At 62.1% G+C, this 18,576-nt stretch carries 12 protein-coding genes; 5 read left to right on the top strand and 7 right to left on the bottom strand.

What is annotated here, in order from left to right:
- Nucleotides 1–2 precede the first annotated feature (2 nt).
- Entirely contained in the window at nucleotides 3–1,229 is a 1,227-nt protein-coding gene (locus tag E6C55_RS27995; protein ID WP_136373136.1) for an MFS transporter, read from the top strand.
- Between the two features lie 96 nt (nucleotides 1,230–1,325).
- Nucleotides 1,326–1,622 (top strand): hypothetical protein, encoded by a 297-nt coding sequence (locus E6C55_RS27990; protein ID WP_136373135.1) that lies wholly within the window; start codon nucleotides 1,326–1,328, stop codon nucleotides 1,620–1,622.
- Nucleotides 1,623–1,906: 284 nt separating this feature from the next.
- On the opposite strand, the gene E6C55_RS27985 is transcribed toward E6C55_RS27990, so the two are convergent.
- Nucleotides 1,907–2,845: a transposase gene (locus E6C55_RS27985; protein ID WP_168735917.1), complete on the bottom strand. Its 939-nt coding sequence runs from the start codon at nucleotides 2,843–2,845 to the stop codon at nucleotides 1,907–1,909.
- A 382-nt stretch (nucleotides 2,846–3,227) separates the two neighbouring features.
- Nucleotides 3,228–3,866, bottom strand: coding sequence for a PAQR family membrane homeostasis protein TrhA (gene trhA, locus E6C55_RS27980; RefSeq protein ID WP_136373133.1), 639 nt, complete (start codon nucleotides 3,864–3,866; stop codon nucleotides 3,228–3,230).
- Between the two features lie 174 nt (nucleotides 3,867–4,040).
- Between trhA and E6C55_RS27975 the strand changes: the two genes are divergently transcribed.
- Nucleotides 4,041–5,309, top strand: a complete 1,269-nt coding sequence (locus E6C55_RS27975) for a purple acid phosphatase family protein (RefSeq protein WP_136373132.1) — start codon at nucleotides 4,041–4,043, stop codon at nucleotides 5,307–5,309.
- A gap of 1 nt (nucleotide 5,310) precedes the next feature.
- On the opposite strand, the gene E6C55_RS27970 is transcribed toward E6C55_RS27975, so the two are convergent.
- The 3 genes from E6C55_RS27970 to E6C55_RS27960 all read right to left on the bottom strand — a co-directional run bounded on the left by E6C55_RS27970 (nucleotide 5,311) and on the right by E6C55_RS27960 (nucleotide 8,892).
- On the bottom strand, nucleotides 5,311–6,222 hold the full coding sequence (locus E6C55_RS27970) for a coiled-coil domain-containing protein (RefSeq protein WP_136373131.1): 912 nt from the start codon (nucleotides 6,220–6,222) through the stop codon (nucleotides 5,311–5,313).
- A 6-nt stretch (nucleotides 6,223–6,228) separates the two neighbouring features.
- The gene (locus tag E6C55_RS27965; protein ID WP_136373130.1) at nucleotides 6,229–7,374 is read right to left on the bottom strand and encodes a YecA family protein; all 1,146 of its coding nucleotides are present in this window, start codon (nucleotides 7,372–7,374) and stop codon (nucleotides 6,229–6,231) included.
- Nucleotides 7,375–7,485: 111 nt separating this feature from the next.
- Nucleotides 7,486–8,892, bottom strand: a complete 1,407-nt coding sequence (locus E6C55_RS27960) for an NAD-dependent malic enzyme (RefSeq protein ID WP_136373129.1) — start codon at nucleotides 8,890–8,892, stop codon at nucleotides 7,486–7,488.
- 233 nt (nucleotides 8,893–9,125) lie between these two features.
- On the opposite strand from E6C55_RS27960, the gene E6C55_RS27955 reads away from it, so the two are divergent.
- Complete coding sequence (locus E6C55_RS27955; RefSeq protein ID WP_136373128.1) at nucleotides 9,126–10,355, top strand: MFS transporter; 1,230 nt, start codon at nucleotides 9,126–9,128, stop codon at nucleotides 10,353–10,355.
- A 406-nt stretch (nucleotides 10,356–10,761) separates the two neighbouring features.
- Here E6C55_RS27955 and E6C55_RS27950 read toward each other — a convergent pair whose 3' ends face one another.
- The gene (locus tag E6C55_RS27950; protein WP_168735916.1) at nucleotides 10,762–16,887 is read right to left on the bottom strand and encodes a DUF3320 domain-containing protein; all 6,126 of its coding nucleotides are present in this window, start codon (nucleotides 16,885–16,887) and stop codon (nucleotides 10,762–10,764) included.
- Nucleotides 16,888–17,101: 214 nt separating this feature from the next.
- Here E6C55_RS27950 and E6C55_RS27945 point away from each other — a divergent pair, with 214 nt between their 5' ends.
- Complete coding sequence (locus tag E6C55_RS27945; RefSeq protein WP_136373126.1) at nucleotides 17,102–17,377, top strand: hypothetical protein; 276 nt, start codon at nucleotides 17,102–17,104, stop codon at nucleotides 17,375–17,377.
- 16 nt (nucleotides 17,378–17,393) lie between these two features.
- Here E6C55_RS27945 and E6C55_RS27940 read toward each other — a convergent pair whose 3' ends face one another.
- A complete protein-coding gene (locus E6C55_RS27940) occupies nucleotides 17,394–18,560 on the bottom strand; it encodes an iron-containing alcohol dehydrogenase (RefSeq protein WP_136373125.1) in 1,167 nt (388 codons plus the stop codon).
- Nucleotides 18,561–18,576 lie beyond the last annotated feature (16 nt).

Raw genomic sequence — 18,576 nt, 5'->3', positions numbered from 1 at the left:
AAATGCCGCCCTATAAGTCCTATCAGCCCCCTACGACCGTTCGCCGCTCGGGCTTTGCCCCCGGCCCGATTGCCGGCACCCGCTGGTCCGTCCTGCTCGCCTACGCCTTCCTTGCCGGCGCAACCCAGCTTCTGTGGGTCGCTTATACCCCCATCACGACCGATTCGGCCAAGGAATGGGGCGTCTCCGTCGACGCCGTCGGCTGGCTCGCCCAAGTATATCCGCTGCTGTACGTCCTGCTTGCCATCCCGTTCGGCTACTTGGCGGACAAGCGCTTTAAGCATACGCTGGCATGGGGAGCCGTCCTGACGGGAGCCGGAGCTCTCGTTCGTCTCGTTCCGGGTTATGAATATGCGCTCGTCGGCCAGATGCTCGTCTCCATCGCCCAGCCGTTCATCCTGAACGCCGTCAACAAGCTGGCCGCGATGTATGCCGAACCCGCGAAGCGACCGACCGCCATCGCTGCGGGCACCGCCAGCCTCTTCATCGGCATTCTCGTCTCCTCGGTAACATCCCCCTTCCTGATGGACTGGGGAGGCCTCCGCGCCGTCCATCTCACCCAAGCCGTTCTGGCCGTCTGCTCCGCCATCCTGTTCCTGTTTGCGCTTCGCCGCCGTCCGTTGTACGAAGTGCCGCAGGAAGAGGCTCGTTTCCTTGCCTCGATCCGAACCGTCTGGTCCTACCGCTTCGTCCGGGTTTACAGCTTGTTGCTGTTCGCCGGCTTCGGCCTGTTCATCACCCTGACGACCTGGCTCGAAGTGCTCTCGCAGCCGATCGGAATCAGTTCGGCGGAAGTCGGACTCGCCATCGGTGCCATGACCCTTGCCGGCATCGTCGGCGCAGCGGTTGTCCCCGGCTGGGCGGACATCGGCTCGCGCTCCCGTTACGTGCTGACCGCTTCCCTCGCCGTCAGCGCCGCCGCCTTGACATTCCTCGCGATTGGCAAGCCCGTGTGGCTCATCTTCGCCTTATTCACCTTAACGGGGTTCCTGCTGCTCGCCAACCTTCCCGTCATCCTGACTTCAGCCGAGAGAGAATCCCCTCCCGAGGAAGACGGCACAGTAGCCGGAGTGCTGCTCATGTTCGGCAACCTTGGCGGCATCGTTCTAACCCTTGCCGTGCAAGCTCTTCTCGACCATCGTCCCCTGGCCATCGGGGTTCTTATTGCGATTGTCCTGCTCGCCCTGCCATTCGTTCCTCTTGTCCCGAAGCGGCCGTCTCGGAGATAACCTGCACCGAAATAGAATTTATGTAAAATTATTGAATATTATGTCGATAGCTGATATTTTAATAGTGTTACCGCCGCCGCTAAGGAGGATGCTTGGATGAACTTCTCGTTGTACCTCGGCCATACGTTCTTGCAACGAACCTTGCATCACATGCAATTCACGCATCTGTTCGTCCGCGTCAAACTCAAACAGCTCGTCGTCTACTCGCTGGAAGACGGCCAAGAGGCTCCTCGCGCCGTCTTCACCCAGATCGCCCAGTACGAGTACAACCTCAAGATCGTCTGCCCGAAGGGAACTCACCAGTTGACCCCCTTCGTCGGCACACTCGCAGACCTCATCCCGATCCTGACAACCAAGCTCCACTTCGTCCTCATTCGCTGGATCGAGAACTAGATCTTCGTTTCCTTCCGGCTCGCCTCCGGCCCTTCTCTCGGAGACAAGAGAGGCGAGCCCCTTCTTGTTTCTTCCGAACGCGCTCCCTCTTCATATATTCCATTTCCTCACAGCCCGGAGCGCCCTATTATCCATTTTCGCTCTGAACCCATTATCCCATCGGCTCAGACTTTCAGCATTTAGCATTTAGCATTTAGCATTTAGCACTCAGCGTTCTTCAGCACACTGACGCTTCCAAGCGAAAAGATCGTTATCGATTTCGATTCCCCTAGATTGCCTCTCCCTCAGATGTAAATCCGGCGCCGCACCGAGCTCCATTTTCCCTTCGTTCCGTAAGCTTGCCAGGCAACCGGGAGCGTCCTCCGAGGCCGCGTCAGAACGGCATAAGTCAATCGGCTCGCCGAAGAGCACCAACCGAGCAGGGAGAAGAACAGTGAATCCGCTGCCCGGACAGCCCTCTCGCCGTTCACGCGAAAGCTAAATTCGTGCAGGTAAGCTTGAAGATGCTTCGCCCCGATTCCGCAGAACGTATCCCGGAGCCATTCGTTCAATTGACGGCGGAACGGGTGGAGTTGCCGATGAGATGTCGAATAATACAAGCCGCGCGTGACCGCAGCTTGTCCGACGCACTCTGCTTCGAAGGCCTCGTAGCCGTCCTTGTGAATCATTCGGTTCCAGAGCTTCACATGGTCGGGGTCCGGCTGCTGCAGCTTCAGATGCCGCAGTTCCCCCTCTTCGTCGAACGAACCTCCCATCAGCAAAGGCTGGTTGGGCTGCAAGAGCAAGCTTGTGCCATAACCGAACGCTTCAATTCGAACGGCCCCCTCCAGAACTTCCGCTTGCTGCGCCTCGCGCATCGCTTGGCGAATCTTATGCGAGATCAGCCACGCCGTCTTATAGGTAACTTCCAGAGCCTCGGCAAGCCGGACCGAGCTGATTCCACCGGGCTGCGACAACAGGAAAATCGCTTGAAACCACTTCGACAACGGCGTCGAGCTGCCCTCCATCACCGTTCCCGCAGTCGGCGACGCCTGATGACGGCAGCTCTTGCATTCGTACAGCGGAAGCCGGCGCGTGCGCGTGACGTAGTAGTAAGAATGCCCGCAAGCGGGGCAACAGAAGCCCTTCGGCCAACGAGCGGCAAACAATGCCTCCGCACACGCCTCCTCGCTGGAATAACACTCGCGCACATCCTCCCAAGAAGTCGCCGTCCGCGTCATCATGCCCCGCCCCCTGGATCTTCCATTTGTTTTTATTATAACAAACATACGTTCTCATTTCAATACCCCAATCCAATTTCGTTCCATTTCCGAGGATCAGGAGCGTATCTGAGGCAATGGTATAACGGCTTCCGGGGCTGCTTGGAAAAGGACGGCTGCGAGGGGGCAAGCGGCACGGCAGCATTCCGAGTGGCATTCTGAGTGGCATTCTGAGTGGATGGTATAGCGGGTTCTGAGTGATTTTAGGGGGAGGAGCCCTCGCCGGACCGGGGGCCCCGTTCTGAGCCGAGGGGATGCCGATTGGGATGCCGATTGAATGGTTGGGCAAAAAAAAGAGACCGGGAAAGTCCCCCGGCCAAGAGCTGTATGAGAGGCGTGTGATGGGTTAAAGCAAGTACAGCAGAATGGCGAAAAAGTGAGCGATCGAACCGGCAAGCACGAAGAGGTGCCAGACGGCATGATGATACGGGAACGCCCGCCAGACGTAGAACACCGCGCCGAACGTGTAGAGAATGCCTCCGGCGACGAGCAGATGCAGCCCGGACGGGCTCATGACCTCCTGCAGCGGTCCCCAGGCGAACACGACCATCCATCCCATCAGCACGTAGAAGAGTGTCGAGAGGTACAGGAATCTTTTCGTAAAGAAGGCTTTGAAAACAATACCGGCAGCGGCGATCCCCCATACAATTCCGAAAAGAGTCCATCCGAGCGGGCTTCTCAGGACGGTCAGCATGATCGGGGTATACGTCCCCGCGATGAACAAGTAGATGCAGGAGTGGTCGAAGGTCTCGAACAAATCCTTGACCTTGCCCTCCCGGAACGAATGAACGAGGGTGGACGCGACATAGAGCATAAGCATCGTGACTCCGTAAATGGTGAAGCTGGTCACGTGCCAAGCGTCTCCTCGGAGGCTGGCGTAGACGATAAGGAGCGTCAGGCCCGCAATGCTTAGAGCCGCCCCCAATCCGTGCGTGATCGCATTGACGACTTCTTCTCTCCTGGAGTAGACATAGGTGTTGGCCATACGGCAAATCTCCCCTCTAGTTCGGGCTTCATACTCCTTATTATACGCCAGGAGGAGCCCAGAGGACACTTGTCCATTCGATGACAAACAGATGACATGCAGCCGCTTTGACTTGCAGGCCCTATTATCGTTAAGCTAAGAAGAACATGTCGAGGCAAAGTCAGGGGGCTCCCTATGAATGCGATGATTCGAAGTTATTGGCTGCTCGCAGCCATTCTCGTTGTTCTGATTGCGGTCGGCATCGGAATGGCGATTTATGAACAGCGAAGCCCGAAATCGGGCAAGGAAGGGCAAGAGCCTTCCGCCTGGACGCCGCTCTCGCTCGTCACGACGTTCAAGTCCGACCCTCGGACGAGCCGCGCTTTTGCTTGGCGGACGAGGGGGGCCGAGTACGGCACCGTCCTTCAGGTCGTTCCCGCTCCGAACGGCGGCGCTGCTTCCTTCGATTCGTCCGCGACGCTCGAATTCGAAGGCGAATCCGAGTCGATCGATACCGGCGACACGGGAGTGCAAGGCGTTCATAAAGCGGAGGCAACCGGTCTCGCTGCCGGAACCCGCTATGCGTACCGGGTCGGGGACGGGGAGAAGGAGCATTGGAGCGAGGCGTATTCCTTCGCAACGGAGGCGGAAGGAACAGACGAATTCACCTTCATTGACGTGGCGGACTCGCAGGGCTTGACCTCGGAGGACTTCAAAGTATGGGGAAGGACGCTGGACGCCGCGTTCGGGACATTCCCGGATGCGTCCTTCTTCCTTCATAACGGGGATCTGACGGAAGAAGCCGAGGAAGAGGCCGGTTGGGAGGCGCTGTTCGGGGAAGCGAGCAGGTGGGCAACGTCGTACCCGTTCATGCCCGTGACCGGCAATAACGACGAGGTGGACAAGAAGGCGGACCGATTCGTCTCGCACTTCAACCTGCCGGACAACGGCAACAAGAGCAATATTGCCGGCACGACCTATTCGTTCGACTACGGCCTTGCCCACTTCATTGTGCTGAACACCGAATCGAAGCTGAAGGATCAAGCGAAGTGGCTGGAGGAGGACCTGCGGCAGACGAAAGCAACGTGGATCATCGTCGCTCTGCACCGCGGCCCTTACGGGGGCAATCAGGACGAGTCGGTGCTGGAGCGCTGGGTGCCGCTGTTCGACAAGTACGGGGTCGACCTCGTGCTGCAGGGGCACAACCATGAATACTCCCGCTCCTATTCGATCAAGGACGGGGAGATCGTTCCGGACGGCAAAGGGACGGTATACGTCGTGCCGAACGCATCGGGGACGAAGCTTAACGAGAAGAAGGAAGACCAATTCTACCACCTCGTTCACTTCCAGAACGGCAAGCCGATGTTCGCGGGAATCCGGGTGACCGGACAGGCGCTGACTTACCAGGCATACGATGCGGACGGCAAGCTGCTGGACGAGTTCACGCTGGAGGCGAGGCGGTAGGTTAGTACCGCACGCCTTCGATCGTGTACGTGGTGTCCTTCAGCAGACGGTCGATATCGACCGCGGCGGCTCTCAGGTTGACGGTCTCGCCCCGGCTCATCATCGCCTCGAGGTCCGCAATCATCAGCTCGACCTGCTTCAGGTTGGCGAGCAGTCCCCGGTTGGCGTTCAGGGAATCGTCCTTCTCGATTCGCGCCTTCAGGAGCGCGGCCTCACGGTCGATCCGCCGCTTGATGTCGTCCAGCAGGCCGACGTTCTTCTCGAAGTCCGTCGTCTTGACCTGCAGGTCGGCAATCAGCGTCTGCGTCTCCTGGGCCTGCTCCTTCGCCTGCACGGCGTCGAACAGATTGGCTTCGCCCGCCTTCCGGATCTCGCCGTCGATGCGCTCCAGCTTGTTCCGGAAGTCGTCGAGCGGATAACGCGTTCGCCGACTGATCTCCTCGACGGTCTTCGCCACTTCTTCCGAATCCCTGCGGGCCTGCTCAAGAAGACGGCGGGCCTCGTCGGCCGCCTTCTCCATCATGAGCATCTGCCGCTTGAACCGGTCAAGCTGATTCGCGATCTCGTTCCCTTCGTACTGAAGCTTCTTCGCTTCCGAATACTTCCCGAACAAGGACAGGAACTTGGCGCGGCTTCCCTCCAGCTTGAGTTGAAGCGCCTCCGCCTTCTCCCTCGCCGCCAGCACGGACCGCTCCAGATCGGACAGGGAGTCCTTCGTCCGCCCTTGGACAAGACCGGAATCGGCTTCTTCGAATTCCGAAGACAGGATCAGGGAGCTCAGACGCACCAGCATCTCGCCGGCGCGCTTCTTCTCCCGGCGCAGCAGTCCGCTCGTCAATCCATATTGCACCCAGAGTACAAAGAATACGACCGCGACCAGCGCGGCGATCAGAACGATTCCGGTTGTCGACATCAGACATCAGCCTCCGCAGCACTTCTTGAATTTCTTGCCGCTCCCGCAAGGGCACGGATCGTTCCGTCCAATCTTCCGTCCGGTCGCCAGATCGATCACGTTGCCGGCGGCCGTCTTCGCCGTCGTTGCCTCGCGGCCTTCTTCTCCGGACATCTCGATCGGCGTATGCCCCTTGAGACCCCAGAAGCGCGTATGGTTGTGAAGCTCGGTAATATGCCCGATGAAGCCTTGGATGAGCAGCGCGTCTTCCATCTCCAATTGCTCCTGGAAAAACTCCAGAAGCTGAGAAGGGCTCGCGCCTAATTGAATGTTAAACGAGCATTCGAGGATGAGACCGTCCGCATCTTCCGCGGACAGCGCATAATTCGTCTCCAGAAACCGGACGAACGCCTTGAAGCTGGCATTGCGTTCGATATAATTCCATTCCCCGGCTTGAAGCAGTTCCTCCGTCGAGAACGGCCGGAAGGGAATGTCCGTGCGCAGCCGCTGCTCCTCCGCGAGCTGCTCCGGCTCCAAGGCCGATTCGTCCGCATAGCCGTATTCGCCCGTCTGGATTCCCTCGTTGTACAGATAAACCTCGTCCAGCAACCGCTTCAGATCGGCCGGCGTCAGCGGGGCGGTCAGATGGGGCCCCAGCAGCGCGTGGAGATCGTCGAGGCTCAGAACTCCGTAATAGCACAGCAGTCCGCGTACAAGACGAATCGTTCGCTCGTTGCCGCGCACGGCTTCCCGGGCCGCGGCCAGGTCCAGCTTCTTGAACGCCTCCGCGATCTCGACGGGCATCATCCATCGGTTCCTGCCCTTCACGCTGCCGCGAAACAGCATGCCCCGCTCCATCAAGTAACCGCATCTGCCGAAGTCCGCCGACTCCGCCAGCCATCCGTCCGTCGCCGCCTTCTTCAGCAGCCCGAACAGCTCCTCGTCCGCTCCGTTTACGATGTCCGCCGCAAGCGGCGGCAGAAGCTCCGCCAGCCGCGCGGCCAGATCGTCCTTCTTCAGCGAGCTGAGTCCGCTCAGCTTATTCAGGCTGCGGATGGCCGTCAGCTCGCTCTTGGAGAGCGGAGCAAGGGCGTCCGCCAAGCGGAGCGCCCCTTCCATCGGTGTCCATAATGCTTCTGTCAGTTGATTCAACGATTGATTAACGCTCATCATTCCATCCTATCTCCGTATAACCGGTTTGATCGTCCCTTCCATCATAACGAATGTTGCAAGGTTCGACAACCAAACTGGAATTATTTACCTAGAGCTGCGCACCCGGGATAGTTAACGGAAGTCAGGCGGAATACGCCCGGCAAGACCGGTCAGGATGGCCGTCTCGATGATGGCGTGGCGGACCTTCGGCACAACATGGTCGTTGAAAATACTCGGGATGATGTACTGGTCGTTCAGCTCGTTCTCCGTGACCACGGACGCGATGGCGCGGGCGGCCGCCAGCTTCATCGGCTCGCTGATCCGCTTCGCCCGGCAATCCAATGCGCCGCGGAACAAGCCGGGGAATACCAGAACGTTGTTGATCTGGTTCGGATAATCGCTTCTGCCCGTCGCGAAGACGGCGACATGGGGCAGCGCCTCCTCCGGCGCGATCTCCGGGTTCGGGTTCGCCATCGCGAACACGATGGAGCGCTCCGCCATCCGCCGAACGTCGTCCGCGCCGAGCACGCCTCCGCGCGAGACGCCGATGAACACGTCCGCTCCGCCGATCACTTCCTTCAGCGTTCCCGGCTCGGCCTGCACCTGCGGCTGCTGGGCAAGCCAGTTCCACATCGGATGATGCGCATAACTCCCTCCTCGCACGATCGCCCCTTCGCGGTCGACCGGGACGAGCCTTTGGACCCCGGCGTCGAGCAGCATTTTGCAGATGGACACTCCCGCCGCCCCGATTCCGTTGACGACGACCCTGACCTGCTCGATCCGCTTGCCGACGACCTTCAGCGCATTAAGCAGTCCGGCAATGACAACAACGGCCGTGCCATGCTGATCGTCATGGAAGATCGGAATGGACAGCTCCTCCGACAGGCGGCGCTCGATCTCGAAGCAGCGCGGCGAGCTGATGTCCTCGAGGTTGATGCCGCCGAAGATCGGGCTGATCGTCTTGATCGTCCGGATGATCTCCTCGGTGTCCTTCGTGTCCAGGCAGATCGGGAACGCGTCGACGCCCGCGAGCTGCTTAAACAGCATCGCCTTGCCTTCCATGACCGGAGCGGCGGCGAACGGACCGATGTCGCCCAGACCGAGAACGGCCGTGCCGTCGGAGATAACCGCAACCGTGTTCCGCTTCACGGTCAGCGAGAACGCCTTCTTCGGGTCCTCGTGGATCGCCTGGCACACCCTCGCCACCCCCGGCGTGTAAACGCGAGACAGATCGTCCCGATTCTTGATCGGCATCGTCGGTCGAATGGTGATTTTGCCGCCGAGATGGGCCAGGAACGTCCGGTCGGACACATTCACGATCTTGAGCCCGCGCACCCCCTGCAACGCTTCGACGAACGGCTTCTCCCCCTGATCGCCGGCATCCACGGTCACATCGCGAACGGACGTCTCCCTCCCCGGCCGAATCACGTCGATCGAAGTAATGTCGCCCCCCGCTCCGGTGATCGCCGTGGCTACCTCCCCGAACGTACACACGGAATGGTCCATCTCCAGTCTAAGAATGAGGCTTGTCTGTCCCATGCTGTCATCTCCCTCCCTATCCGAGTATAGTGTATCGCTCCATCCAGTTATGTCCTGTAAGTCCCATTATAATCGCAGCAACCCAGTTATCAATGAACGATCTGATGCACTCGCGGCGCGTAATAGAACAAAATGACGAATCCCCCCAACGGTGATATACTCAGTACGTTCTCATAGACAAACCCGTCCGAAGAGGCGGGAAAATCCGGATAGAAAGAGGAAGAAACGACACCATGACCCCTCCCCCTACTGTTGCGGCCCGCAAGGCCGCAGGCAAGATGAGGTTCCCGTTCCCCTTGCTGTGTCTGACGCTGGGAGCCTTCGCCATCGGCATGACCGAATTCCTGATCATGGGGCTGCTGCCCAACGTCGCCGCGGATTTAAACGTCTCGATTCCGCGGGCCGGCCAGTTGATCACCGGCTACGCCCTTGGAGTGGCGGTCGGCGCGCCGGTGCTGACGATCCTGACCCTGCGAATCGCCCAGAAGAAGCTTCTTGTCCTTCTTATGTTTATTTTTATTGTCGGGAATGCGTTGTCCATCATCGCACCGAACTATGTGCTTCTGCTCTCGGCGCGCATTCTGACCGCCTTCGCGCACGGCACGTTCCTCGGCGTCGGCACCCTGATGGCCGCCCGGCTCGTGAAGCCGGAGAAGCGCGCGGGGGCCGTCTCGCTCGTGCTCGCGGGACTGACGATCGCGAACATCGTCGGCGTGCCGTTCGGCACCTTCATCGGCCAGCAGCTCGGCTGGCGCGCCTCCTTCGCGGCGATCACCATTCTCGGCCTGATCTCGCTCGCCGGCATCGTCCGCTTCATTCCGAAGTACGAACGGACGGCCCCGCCCAAGCTGTCCAAGGAGCTGCGCAGCCTCGTCAAGCCGCAGGTGCTGCTCATGCTGGGAACCGGCGCCTTCGGCTGCGCCAGCCTGTTCGCCCTCTTCACGTATATTACGCCGATTCTGGAGACGGTCACGGGCTTCGCCGAGCATAACGTGACGTACATCCTTGTCCTGTTCGGAATCGGCGTCACGCTCGGCAACATCCTCGGCGGCAAGCTGGCCGACTGGAAGCTGATGCCGTCCGTCATCCTGGTGTTCGGCCTGCTCGCCGTCGTCCTGGCGCTGATGACCGTAATGCTCGAGTCTCCGGTTCTCGCCGTGCTCGCGATTTTTGTCTGGGGGATCGGCGCCTTCGGCGCGTTCCCGGGCATCAACGTGCGCATCATGAACGAGGCGCATGAGGCGCCGCTGCTCTCGTCGACCTCGACGCACTCCTTCCTGAACATCGGCAATGCGGCGGGAGCTTACCTCGGCGGAGTCGTCATTACCCACTCCGGCCTGCACGGCGTCCCATGGCTCGCTTCCGGGCTGGCGGCGGTCGGCCTTCTCATCGCGCTGTGGAGCTTCGCGCTAGGGCGGCGTCAGCCGGCGCTCTCTTCCGCAGAGGCGACTTTGACTTCGTAGGCTGTGGGCGGGGTGGCGTGCGGGCGGGATTGCGTCTTGTGGGCGGCTTGGATGCCGCAAGCGGGCTTCGCTCGATGTGAGATTCGCCCTCAGAGCCGCCAGATTTTGCGATTTTATGTGGTTTTTCACATTCATCGGCTTGAATGAGCGGGAATAGCGGCGTTTTATGTGATTTTTAGCATATATCCAGCACCTCGGCCCCGGAATTCCTCTATGTATGCTATTTTTCACATATAATCGCCCAGATCAACCATTATCGCACTGCACGAATGTGAAATTTCACATAAATTCCTGGCATCTGGCGGTATTAGACTTCTAAGCTATGCCAAGCCAAAAACGTCCCGACCTTCCGCAGCCTTCTCATTAGGCTGGGTTGGTCGGGACGTTTCTGCGTAGTGCCTGCGGCTTAGCCGATCTTATAAACTGCCCGTTCTCCGTGCAGTTCGACGTTTCCTTGGCCGACTGCGGCCCGGATGCCGTTGCGCACGGCCCGGTCGAGCGCCGCTCCGGTTCGCGAATAGCCAAGCAGCTTGACCGTCTCCCGCACGAGATCGTCCGCAGGCAAGCTGATCTGGTGGAACAGCACTTCCTTCACCGCGTTCGCGATCTCTTCGGGCGGCAGGTCTTCGGCATTCCGCCGCTCCCCGTCGCCCTCGGGCACCCGATAGGTGCCGTACAGCGTCGGGTCCGCTTCCGGAGGCCAATAGAAGTCGACATCGTCCCACTTTGTCCGGGGCAAAGGCGCATATTCAAGCAGTTCGTCGAAGCGACGCTCGATGCGCGCCCCCGACCGGCCGATTCCCCAAGCGGCCAGCACCCTGCGGATGAGCGCCGGGCGGCTGATCGGTCCCTCCTCCCGGGCGACGGTCATGATCTGGCCCGACAGCAGAGCCGTCCGCTCCGGAAGGTGCAATTCCTCCGCAGGCAAGCCTGTCTGCGGCAGCTCGGCGGGGCGATAGGCAGACCTCGCCGTTATGGCCATGCTCGGGGCTTGCGGAGCCGGCCGCTGCTCGGCCAGTTGCTCGGCGGATTGCTGGGCGGATTGCCGAGCAGATTGCTCGGCGGACTGCTCCGCCAGTTGCTCACCGGGCTGCTCGACAGCTTGCGGTGCCAACCGCAGCTCGGTCGGTTGCGCAGCGGATAGCGAGCTTCCAGCAGTCCCGTTCGCGTTATAAGAGCCAGCGGCCATGGCGGCGGGGGAGACTAAAGAGGCGGTTGATGCGGCTGAGACGGTTGAATCGTTAGGCGAGGGTTCGGGACGACCGTTCGCACGCCGCGCTCGTTCCAGCGCTGCTAGGATTCGCTTCGTCTCCCGCTCCGGATTGTCGAGCCAATCGAGCGTCCATACCCGGTGCACGTTCCAGCCAAGGCCGCGCAGCACGCCTTCGCGCAGCGATTCCCGGTCGCGGGCCGTCTTGCCGGTCTTGTAGTTGTCGCCGTCGCACAGAATCGCAAGCTCGTACGCATCCGAGCGGCTCGGGTGCACAATCGCGAGGTCCATCCGGTACTCCGACGTCCCTACGTTCGTATCGACCGCAATCCCTTCCGCCCGCAGCGCTTCGGCGATCGCCGCCTCCAGCCCCGCCGCTTCCCGCGAGGTCCGCTTGCCTTCCAGTCCGAGTGCGGACGCTCCCTTCTCCGCGTATTCGAGGAAAGCTCGCAGCATGCTCACGCCGGTCGCCCTCGTCCGCGAGACGTCCAGGTGTTCGGCCTTCAGCGAGGAGAAGACGTGCATCTCATGCCGCGCCCGCGACACGGCAACATTAAGCCGCCGCCAGCCGCCTTCACGGTTCAACGGGCCGAAGTTCAGGACGACCTTGCCTGCCGCGTCCGGTCCGTACCCGATCGAGAACAGAATGACGTCGCGTTCGTCCCCCTGCACGTTCTCCAGGTTCTTGACGAAGATCGGCTCGGGAAGCTCGGCGGCAAGCCGCTCAAGCTCGCCGTTCTTGCGGAACGCCTCGTCGAGCAGGTCCTCGATCAGCGTCTGCTGGATCGAGTTGAACGTGACGACGCCGACGCTGAGCCGGGAGAGCTCCGGATCGCGCAGCCGGCGTGCGATCTCTTCCACGACGCGCTCCGCTTCCGCCAAATTCTGCTTCGTCTTGCCGCGGTCGTAGAAGCCGTCGACCGGATGCCAGCGAACGCTTGACCTTCTCTCGTATGGAGAAGGGAACGTCAGCAGCTTGTTCTCATAGAAGTGGCGATTGCTGAAGGCGATCAGGCTCTCGTGCCGGCTCCGGTAATGCCAGAGCAGGTGCTCCTGCGGCATGCCGAGTGCGAGGCAATCCTCGAGGATGCTCTCGAGGTCCTCCGGCACGGCCGCATCGTCCGTACCGTCGTCGCCGACAGCCGCGTTCTCGAAGAAGCTCGTCGGCGGCAACTGCTTCGGATCGCCGACGACGATGACGTTGCGGCCGCGGGCCATCGCGCCGACCGCTGCGCTCGTCGGCAACTGCGACGCCTCGTCGAACACGACAAGGTCGAACGGCGCATACTTCGGGTCCAGGTACTGCGCAACGGACATCGGGCTCATCAGGATGCAAGGGCAGAGCCGGTTCAGCAGATTCGGAATCTGCTCGAACAGCTTGCGCAAGGACATGCCCCTTCCGCCGCTGCGGATTGCCCGGAGCAGAATTCCCGCCTCCGAGCTGGCCGACGCCTGGCTCTGAAGCGACGGAACGTTCGCCGACAGCCGCGCCGCGATCTCCTGCCGGGTCAGCTTCTCGAACCGCTCCGACAGCTCGCGGAAGCTCTTGATCTTCTCCTCGAACAGCGGGCCGGAGAAGGAGGAGAGCGGCGCGTCCGCCGCCAGGACGGCGTCGATCGCGGCCTTCCACCATGCCCGCTCGAAGGCCGGCGTCACTTCCGCATGCGCGAGCTGCCCGCTCTCGTAGGCGAGCACCAGCGAGCTCAGCCCCGCTTCGATCGCGCGGCCGCGCACCTGCCGCCAGCTTCGCCATTCGCGCAGCGTGCCGAGCGCAGCCAGCCATCGCTCCGCCTGCCGGTCGCGATGATCCCACCAGCTCGCCTCGTCCCGCGCCCCATCCGGCTCCTTCCCGCGCCGCTCGCCCCGAGCCTCGTGCAGTTCCTTCGCCCGCGCCTCGTCGGCCTGCGCGAAGTCGACCCCGAGCAGCCCGCTCAGTGCCGCTTCCTGCTCGGCGAACTGCCGGGCCGCCGCCGCATACTCGGACGCCGCGCGGCCTTCCCGCTGCGCGAACGCCTCGCGGCCGGCCGCCAGCGCTTCCGCGAGGCCGGCGCTCGCCCGGACGGCGAGCGCGCCGTCCTTCAGCAGGCGAAGCAGCGCCTCCCGCAACTGCCCCGCCCACTCTTTCGCCGCAAGCGCCGCGTCCCAATCCGCTTCGCCGCCCTTCCACATCGCTCCAAGCAGCGGAGCGGCCTCCGGCTCGGCGCGAACGATGGCCGCCTGCTCCTCCCGGTAATCCCGCAGGCGCGCCAACAGCTCGGGCGTCTCCGCCTTCGGGAACGAGCCGCCCGGGACGGCAAGCGTGCGAAGCGACTTGTAAATCCGGTTCTGCTTCAGGAGCTTGGGCAGGAACCACATCGTCTCCGCCTGCCGCCACTCGGCAAGCATGGACGCGGCGTCCAGCTTCAGCGCCTCCTCCGACAGCTTGCCGCGCACGGCCGAGCGGGCGGCATCGCGCCGCTTGCCGTGCCCGGCCGCCGTCTCGACCCGCTCGCAGGCCGCTTCCCACTCCCCGAAGCGGCTCAGCAAGGCCGCGGGGAATGGGGCCGGCAGGACGGCGAGCAGCTCGCTCGCTTCCCGCAGCCGGTCGATCGTCCCGCGGCTCATTCCATCGGCGGCCTCGCCCAAGCCGGCCGCCAGCTTCCCGTACGCCCGGCGGAGCTCCTCCAGCCGCTGCCGATACGCCCCGATCGCCGTCTCGGCCAGCCCCCGCAACGACGGCGAATAATCGGAAGCGGCCGTGTCCGCCCATGCGTTCCCGTGCGGATGTCCGGCCGCTTCGCCGGCGACGGCGAGCTCGCGCGCCCGGTCCGCCCAACCGGCGAGCCGCTCCGGCGTCATCGCCTCCGCGACGCCCTCCTCGAAGCGGACGCAGGCCGGCGCCGTCTTCGCCCGCTCATACCGCACAACGGCTTCATACAGCGAGGCGCCGAAGCCGTGCTTGCGATGGAGCGCCTCCACATAACCGTTCAGCTCCTGGCGGGAAGCCGCCACCCGGTCCGCCTGGCGCTTCCATTCCTCCGGCGAAGCCGTCCGCGCAAGATCGAGCGTCCGCTGAAGCTGATCGAGCACCGCCTTCTTCGTGCTCTTGTTCGAGTGCAGCTCCAGGCAGAACGGGCCGAGGCCGATCTGCTCCAGGCGGCTCTGCACGACGCTGAGCGCGGCCATCTTCTCGGCCACGAACAGAACGGTCTTGCCGCCGCCGAGCGCCGAGGCGATCAGGTTCGTGATCGTCTGCGACTTGCCCGTTCCCGGCGGCCCGTGCAGAACGAAGCTGTTCCCGCCGAGCGCCGCTCCGACCGCCGTCATCTGCGAGGAGTCCGCGCTGATCGGCAGCAGCAGCCGGTCGGGGGCGTACTCGGCGTCGAGGCGCGCCGGGTCGGGGAACGTGTCCGGCTGTTCCCATTCCATCCGCCCGGCCATCAGGCTCGCGACGACCTTGTTCTTCGCCAGGTCTTCCGAGCGGCTGCGGATATCGTTCCACATCACGAAGCGGCTGAAGGAGAAGAGGCCAAGAATGGCCGATTCCACCACATCCCAACGGGACAGGTTCATAACTGCGTGCCGGACCGTCGCGAAGACACCCTGCAGGTCGATGCCCCGCTCGTCCCGCGGCAGCGGATCGAGACCGCCGATCTGGAGGCCGAAGTCCTGCCTCAGCATCTCGAGCAACGTAATGTTGATCTGCGGCTCCTCGTCTCTCATGCGCAGAACGAATCCGGCCCGCGACGACTTGCGCACGAGCTCGACCGGAACGAGCACGACCGGCGCATAACGGGGCAGCTCGCTGACGTTCGACTCGTACCACTTCAGCAGGCCGAAGGCAAGGTACAGCGTATTCGCCCCGTTCTCCTCCAGCGACGCCCTTGCCGTCCGATAGAGATGGATCGCCTTGACGGAGAGGTCGCGGTCGCTTGCATCCGCCCTCAGCCTGCGGCTGCGGAATTCCTGCTGAAGCAGCACCGTCAGCGGATGGTCCGTGCTCACGCTCCGGAACAGCTCCGCACTGCGAACCGTATGCTCCCAGTCGTCGGGCTTGCCCAGCAACTGGAATTCCTCGCCTTCCGCCAGCGAGTCTTCCAATTCGCCGAGCCGGGAGGTGAGGAGAGGAAGAGCCGACTTGGTCAGGCGAAAATTCAGCAGACTGTTCCGAAGAGTAAGGTCGAGAAGTTTCCTCTCCCATTGCTTCTGCTTGGTGACGACGATGGAGGATACTTCGGTGGGCCGGGCGCGGATCGCGATCTCTTCTGGAGCCTCGCCGCTCGCGGAGGCCGGATTGCTCTCCCGCACGATCTCCCAGCCGCCGGGAGTCGCGATCCGGATCGGAAGCGGCCGGATCGAGCTGGCTCGCGCGCGGCGCAGATCGATGAAGCCGTCGAACTCGTCCGGCTTCTCCAGGCGGGCGAGCGCCGCTTGCTCCGCCTCCTGATAGGTGTCGCGGTGCCCCGCGCACAGCAGCGTCGCCTCGACCACGCTGATCTCGTGAACGCCGGACGCCAATCGCTTGCTGAGCAGACTAACGTCGTCCTGCACGCTCTCCGAGAACGTCTCTTCGATCAGCCACACCCCCGGGAAGGCATGTCCCTTCGTAAAAACAACAAGAGGATGAAGCCCGATCGCTTCCAGACATGCCGCGTAGAGCAGCGACAGGTCCAGGCAGTTGCCCATGCCGGTTCCGAACACCGCGTCGGGCAGACGCACCCGCTGACCGACCTCCTCGAAGCTGGCCGGCGCGACGCAATACGTCACCTGGCGGGCCTGAATCGCGGCGAATACCGCCGCGGCCTGCTGCCGGACGCGATTCGGGTTGCGGCTCTGGTACGCGTCGAAGGACGGGTTGCCCGTCCACTTCCCGAGCAGCGGCGCGGCTTCCGCGAGCACGCGGACAATCTCCGGGTGGTTCGGCATCGCGAAGGCCGCGACCATCTCGGGCATCGCCGCGAGCCCGCCCCACTGATCGTACGCGAGCAGCGTAAGCGGGGAAGCTTCCTCCCACAGCGTCCGTTCTCCCTGCATCACCCGCAGCATCAGCTTGCCGGTCAGCCGCTCCGTCAGCTCGGCCAGGAACACGCCGCTTAGCTGCAGCGGTATCGGCCCCAGCTCCAGCGTCGCCCCGGCCGGCACCGCATCCAGCCGCTTCGTCCAGACGGGCGCGAATTCCGGCTCCGCCTCGATCCGCACCGTTACCTCGCGCAAGTCGAGTTCCGTCCCGTTCCGCAGCTCAAGGCTCTCGACAATCGGGACAAAATTTTGCTGCATAGCATAATTGACGATCCCGTATCGCCGCCATTCGCACGCAACCGTCTGCGGGCTTGCGTTCTCCATCTCTTCCACCGCCTCTGTCGCGTTATCCATTATGCAGACATTATACCGCAATTCGGCATAAGCTCCACAAAGTTTGTCGGATTATCGCGCCGGCCGCCTCCCCCCTCCTATAAATGTGAATTTAATCACATAACTCTATTGCCAAGCCCGTGTCGAATCGGGTATGATGAATACACAAACTTTTTGTGAATTTTGTCACAAGACGGTGACGACGATGAGAATCAAGCTGCTTCCCAAGACGCTCCGCACGCGCGGACAGTTGCTTCTGGCCGGCTATCTGTTCCTCGCGCTGTGGGTTCTGCTCGACTGGATCAGCTCCGGGGACGGCCGCGCCCTGTCTCCCCTCGTTCTCGTTGGCTACATCGCCACGTTCACCGCCTGCACGGCGCTGTCCGTTGTCCTGTACCTGCACCGTCCCGGCAGATGGCTGTGCCAGGAGAAGCTTGCCGCGCTGCTCCTCCTGACTCCTCTTATTCGCAGCTTTTTCTGACGGGCCGTTCTCTCTACTACAGGCTGAGCCGATAGATCGCCGCCACGTCTTCCTGCCCGAGCTTCTTGAAGTGGCCGAGCGGACCGAAGCTTACCGACTTGGCCGCCATCTCCTCGATCCGATCCTCGCCGATCCCGACCTCCGTCAGCGTCGACGGAGCTCCCAAGGAGCGGAAGAAATCCCTTGTCGCCTGGATGCCCGCCAGCGCCAGCTCCTCCTCCGTCTTGCCGGACGGATCGATGTCCCACACGCGAACCGCGAATTGCGCGAACCGGTCGAGCCGCTCCCGGTACACGTACTTCATCCAATTCGGGTAGACGATCGACAGCCCTGCCCCGTGCGCGATGTCGTAGACGGCGCTAAGCTCATGCTCGATGTCGTGGCTCGCCCAATCCTGATCCATCCCGACGCTGATCATCCCGCCATTAAGCGCATAAGTGCCGCACAGCATCAGATTCGCCCTCGCCGCGTAATCGTTCGGATTCTCTTGAGCGACGGGCGCATTTTCCACAATCGTCTTCAGAATCGATTCGCACAATCGCTCCTGCAGCGGCGTGTCCTTCGTATGATTGAAGTATTGCTCGAACACGTGCGTCATCATGTCGACCGCCCCGTACGCCGTCTGGTCGCGCGGCACCGTATAGGTCAAGGTCGGGTCGAGAATCGAGAATCTTGGAAAAGCCAACGGAGAAAGGTACCCCAGCTTGCGGCGTTCTTCCCAGTTCGTAATGACGGACGCGCTGTTCATCTCGCTGCCCGTGGCGCTGAGCGTCAGCACCGTCCCGAGCGGGAGCGCGGCCTTCGCCGTCGCCTTATGCTCGTAGAAGTCCCAGACGCTCCCCTCGTACGGCACGCCAAGCGCGATCGCCTTGGATGCGTCGAGCACGCTGCCTCCGCCGACCGCCAGCACGAACGGGATGTCGTTCTCGCGGCAGATATCGATGCCCTTCCGCACCGTGGACAGCCTCGGGTTCGGCTCAATGCCCGGCAGCTCGAACACCTCGATCCCGTGCTCCTGAAGCTGGGCCAGCACTTTATCGTGCAGCCCCGTCCTCTTGATGCTTCCGCCGCCGTACACAAGCAGCGCCTTGCTGCCGTAAGCCGAAGCTTCCTTGCCAAGCCGGCTGACGGTCCCCTCTCCGAAAATAATTTTCGTAGGATTATGGAACGCGAACGAATTCATGCTCTCTTCTCCCCTC

The sequence above is a fragment of the Cohnella fermenti genome (assembly GCF_004801405.1).
GTDB lineage: Bacteria > Bacillota > Bacilli > Paenibacillales > Paenibacillaceae > Cohnella > Cohnella fermenti.
The sequence above is the reverse complement of the archived record's forward strand: the minus strand, read 5'-3'. Positions and strand labels throughout refer to the sequence as shown.

Excerpts from the sequence above, each read along its gene's own strand:
- E6C55_RS27995 (WP_136373136.1), top strand. The coding sequence starts at position 3 with ATGCCGCCCTATAAGTCCTATCAGCCCCCTACGACCGTTCGCCGCTCG.
- E6C55_RS27965 (WP_136373130.1), bottom strand. The coding sequence starts at position 7,374 with ATGATGAGCGTTAATCAATCGTTGAATCAACTGACAGAAGCATTATGG.
- E6C55_RS27940 (WP_136373125.1), bottom strand. The coding sequence starts at position 18,560 with ATGAATTCGTTCGCGTTCCATAATCCTACGAAAATTATTTTCGGAGAG.
- E6C55_RS27960 (WP_136373129.1), bottom strand. The coding sequence starts at position 8,892 with ATGGGACAGACAAGCCTCATTCTTAGACTGGAGATGGACCATTCCGTG.
- E6C55_RS27955 (WP_136373128.1), top strand. The coding sequence starts at position 9,126 with ATGACCCCTCCCCCTACTGTTGCGGCCCGCAAGGCCGCAGGCAAGATG.
- E6C55_RS27990 (WP_136373135.1), top strand. The coding sequence starts at position 1,326 with ATGAACTTCTCGTTGTACCTCGGCCATACGTTCTTGCAACGAACCTTG.
- E6C55_RS27950 (WP_168735916.1), bottom strand. The coding sequence starts at position 16,887 with ATGGAGAACGCAAGCCCGCAGACGGTTGCGTGCGAATGGCGGCGATAC.
- E6C55_RS27975 (WP_136373132.1), top strand. The coding sequence starts at position 4,041 with ATGAATGCGATGATTCGAAGTTATTGGCTGCTCGCAGCCATTCTCGTT.
- trhA (WP_136373133.1), bottom strand. The coding sequence starts at position 3,866 with ATGGCCAACACCTATGTCTACTCCAGGAGAGAAGAAGTCGTCAATGCG.
- E6C55_RS27985 (WP_168735917.1), bottom strand. The coding sequence starts at position 2,845 with ATGATGACGCGGACGGCGACTTCTTGGGAGGATGTGCGCGAGTGTTAT.
- E6C55_RS27970 (WP_136373131.1), bottom strand. The coding sequence starts at position 6,222 with ATGTCGACAACCGGAATCGTTCTGATCGCCGCGCTGGTCGCGGTCGTA.
- E6C55_RS27945 (WP_136373126.1), top strand. The coding sequence starts at position 17,102 with ATGAGAATCAAGCTGCTTCCCAAGACGCTCCGCACGCGCGGACAGTTG.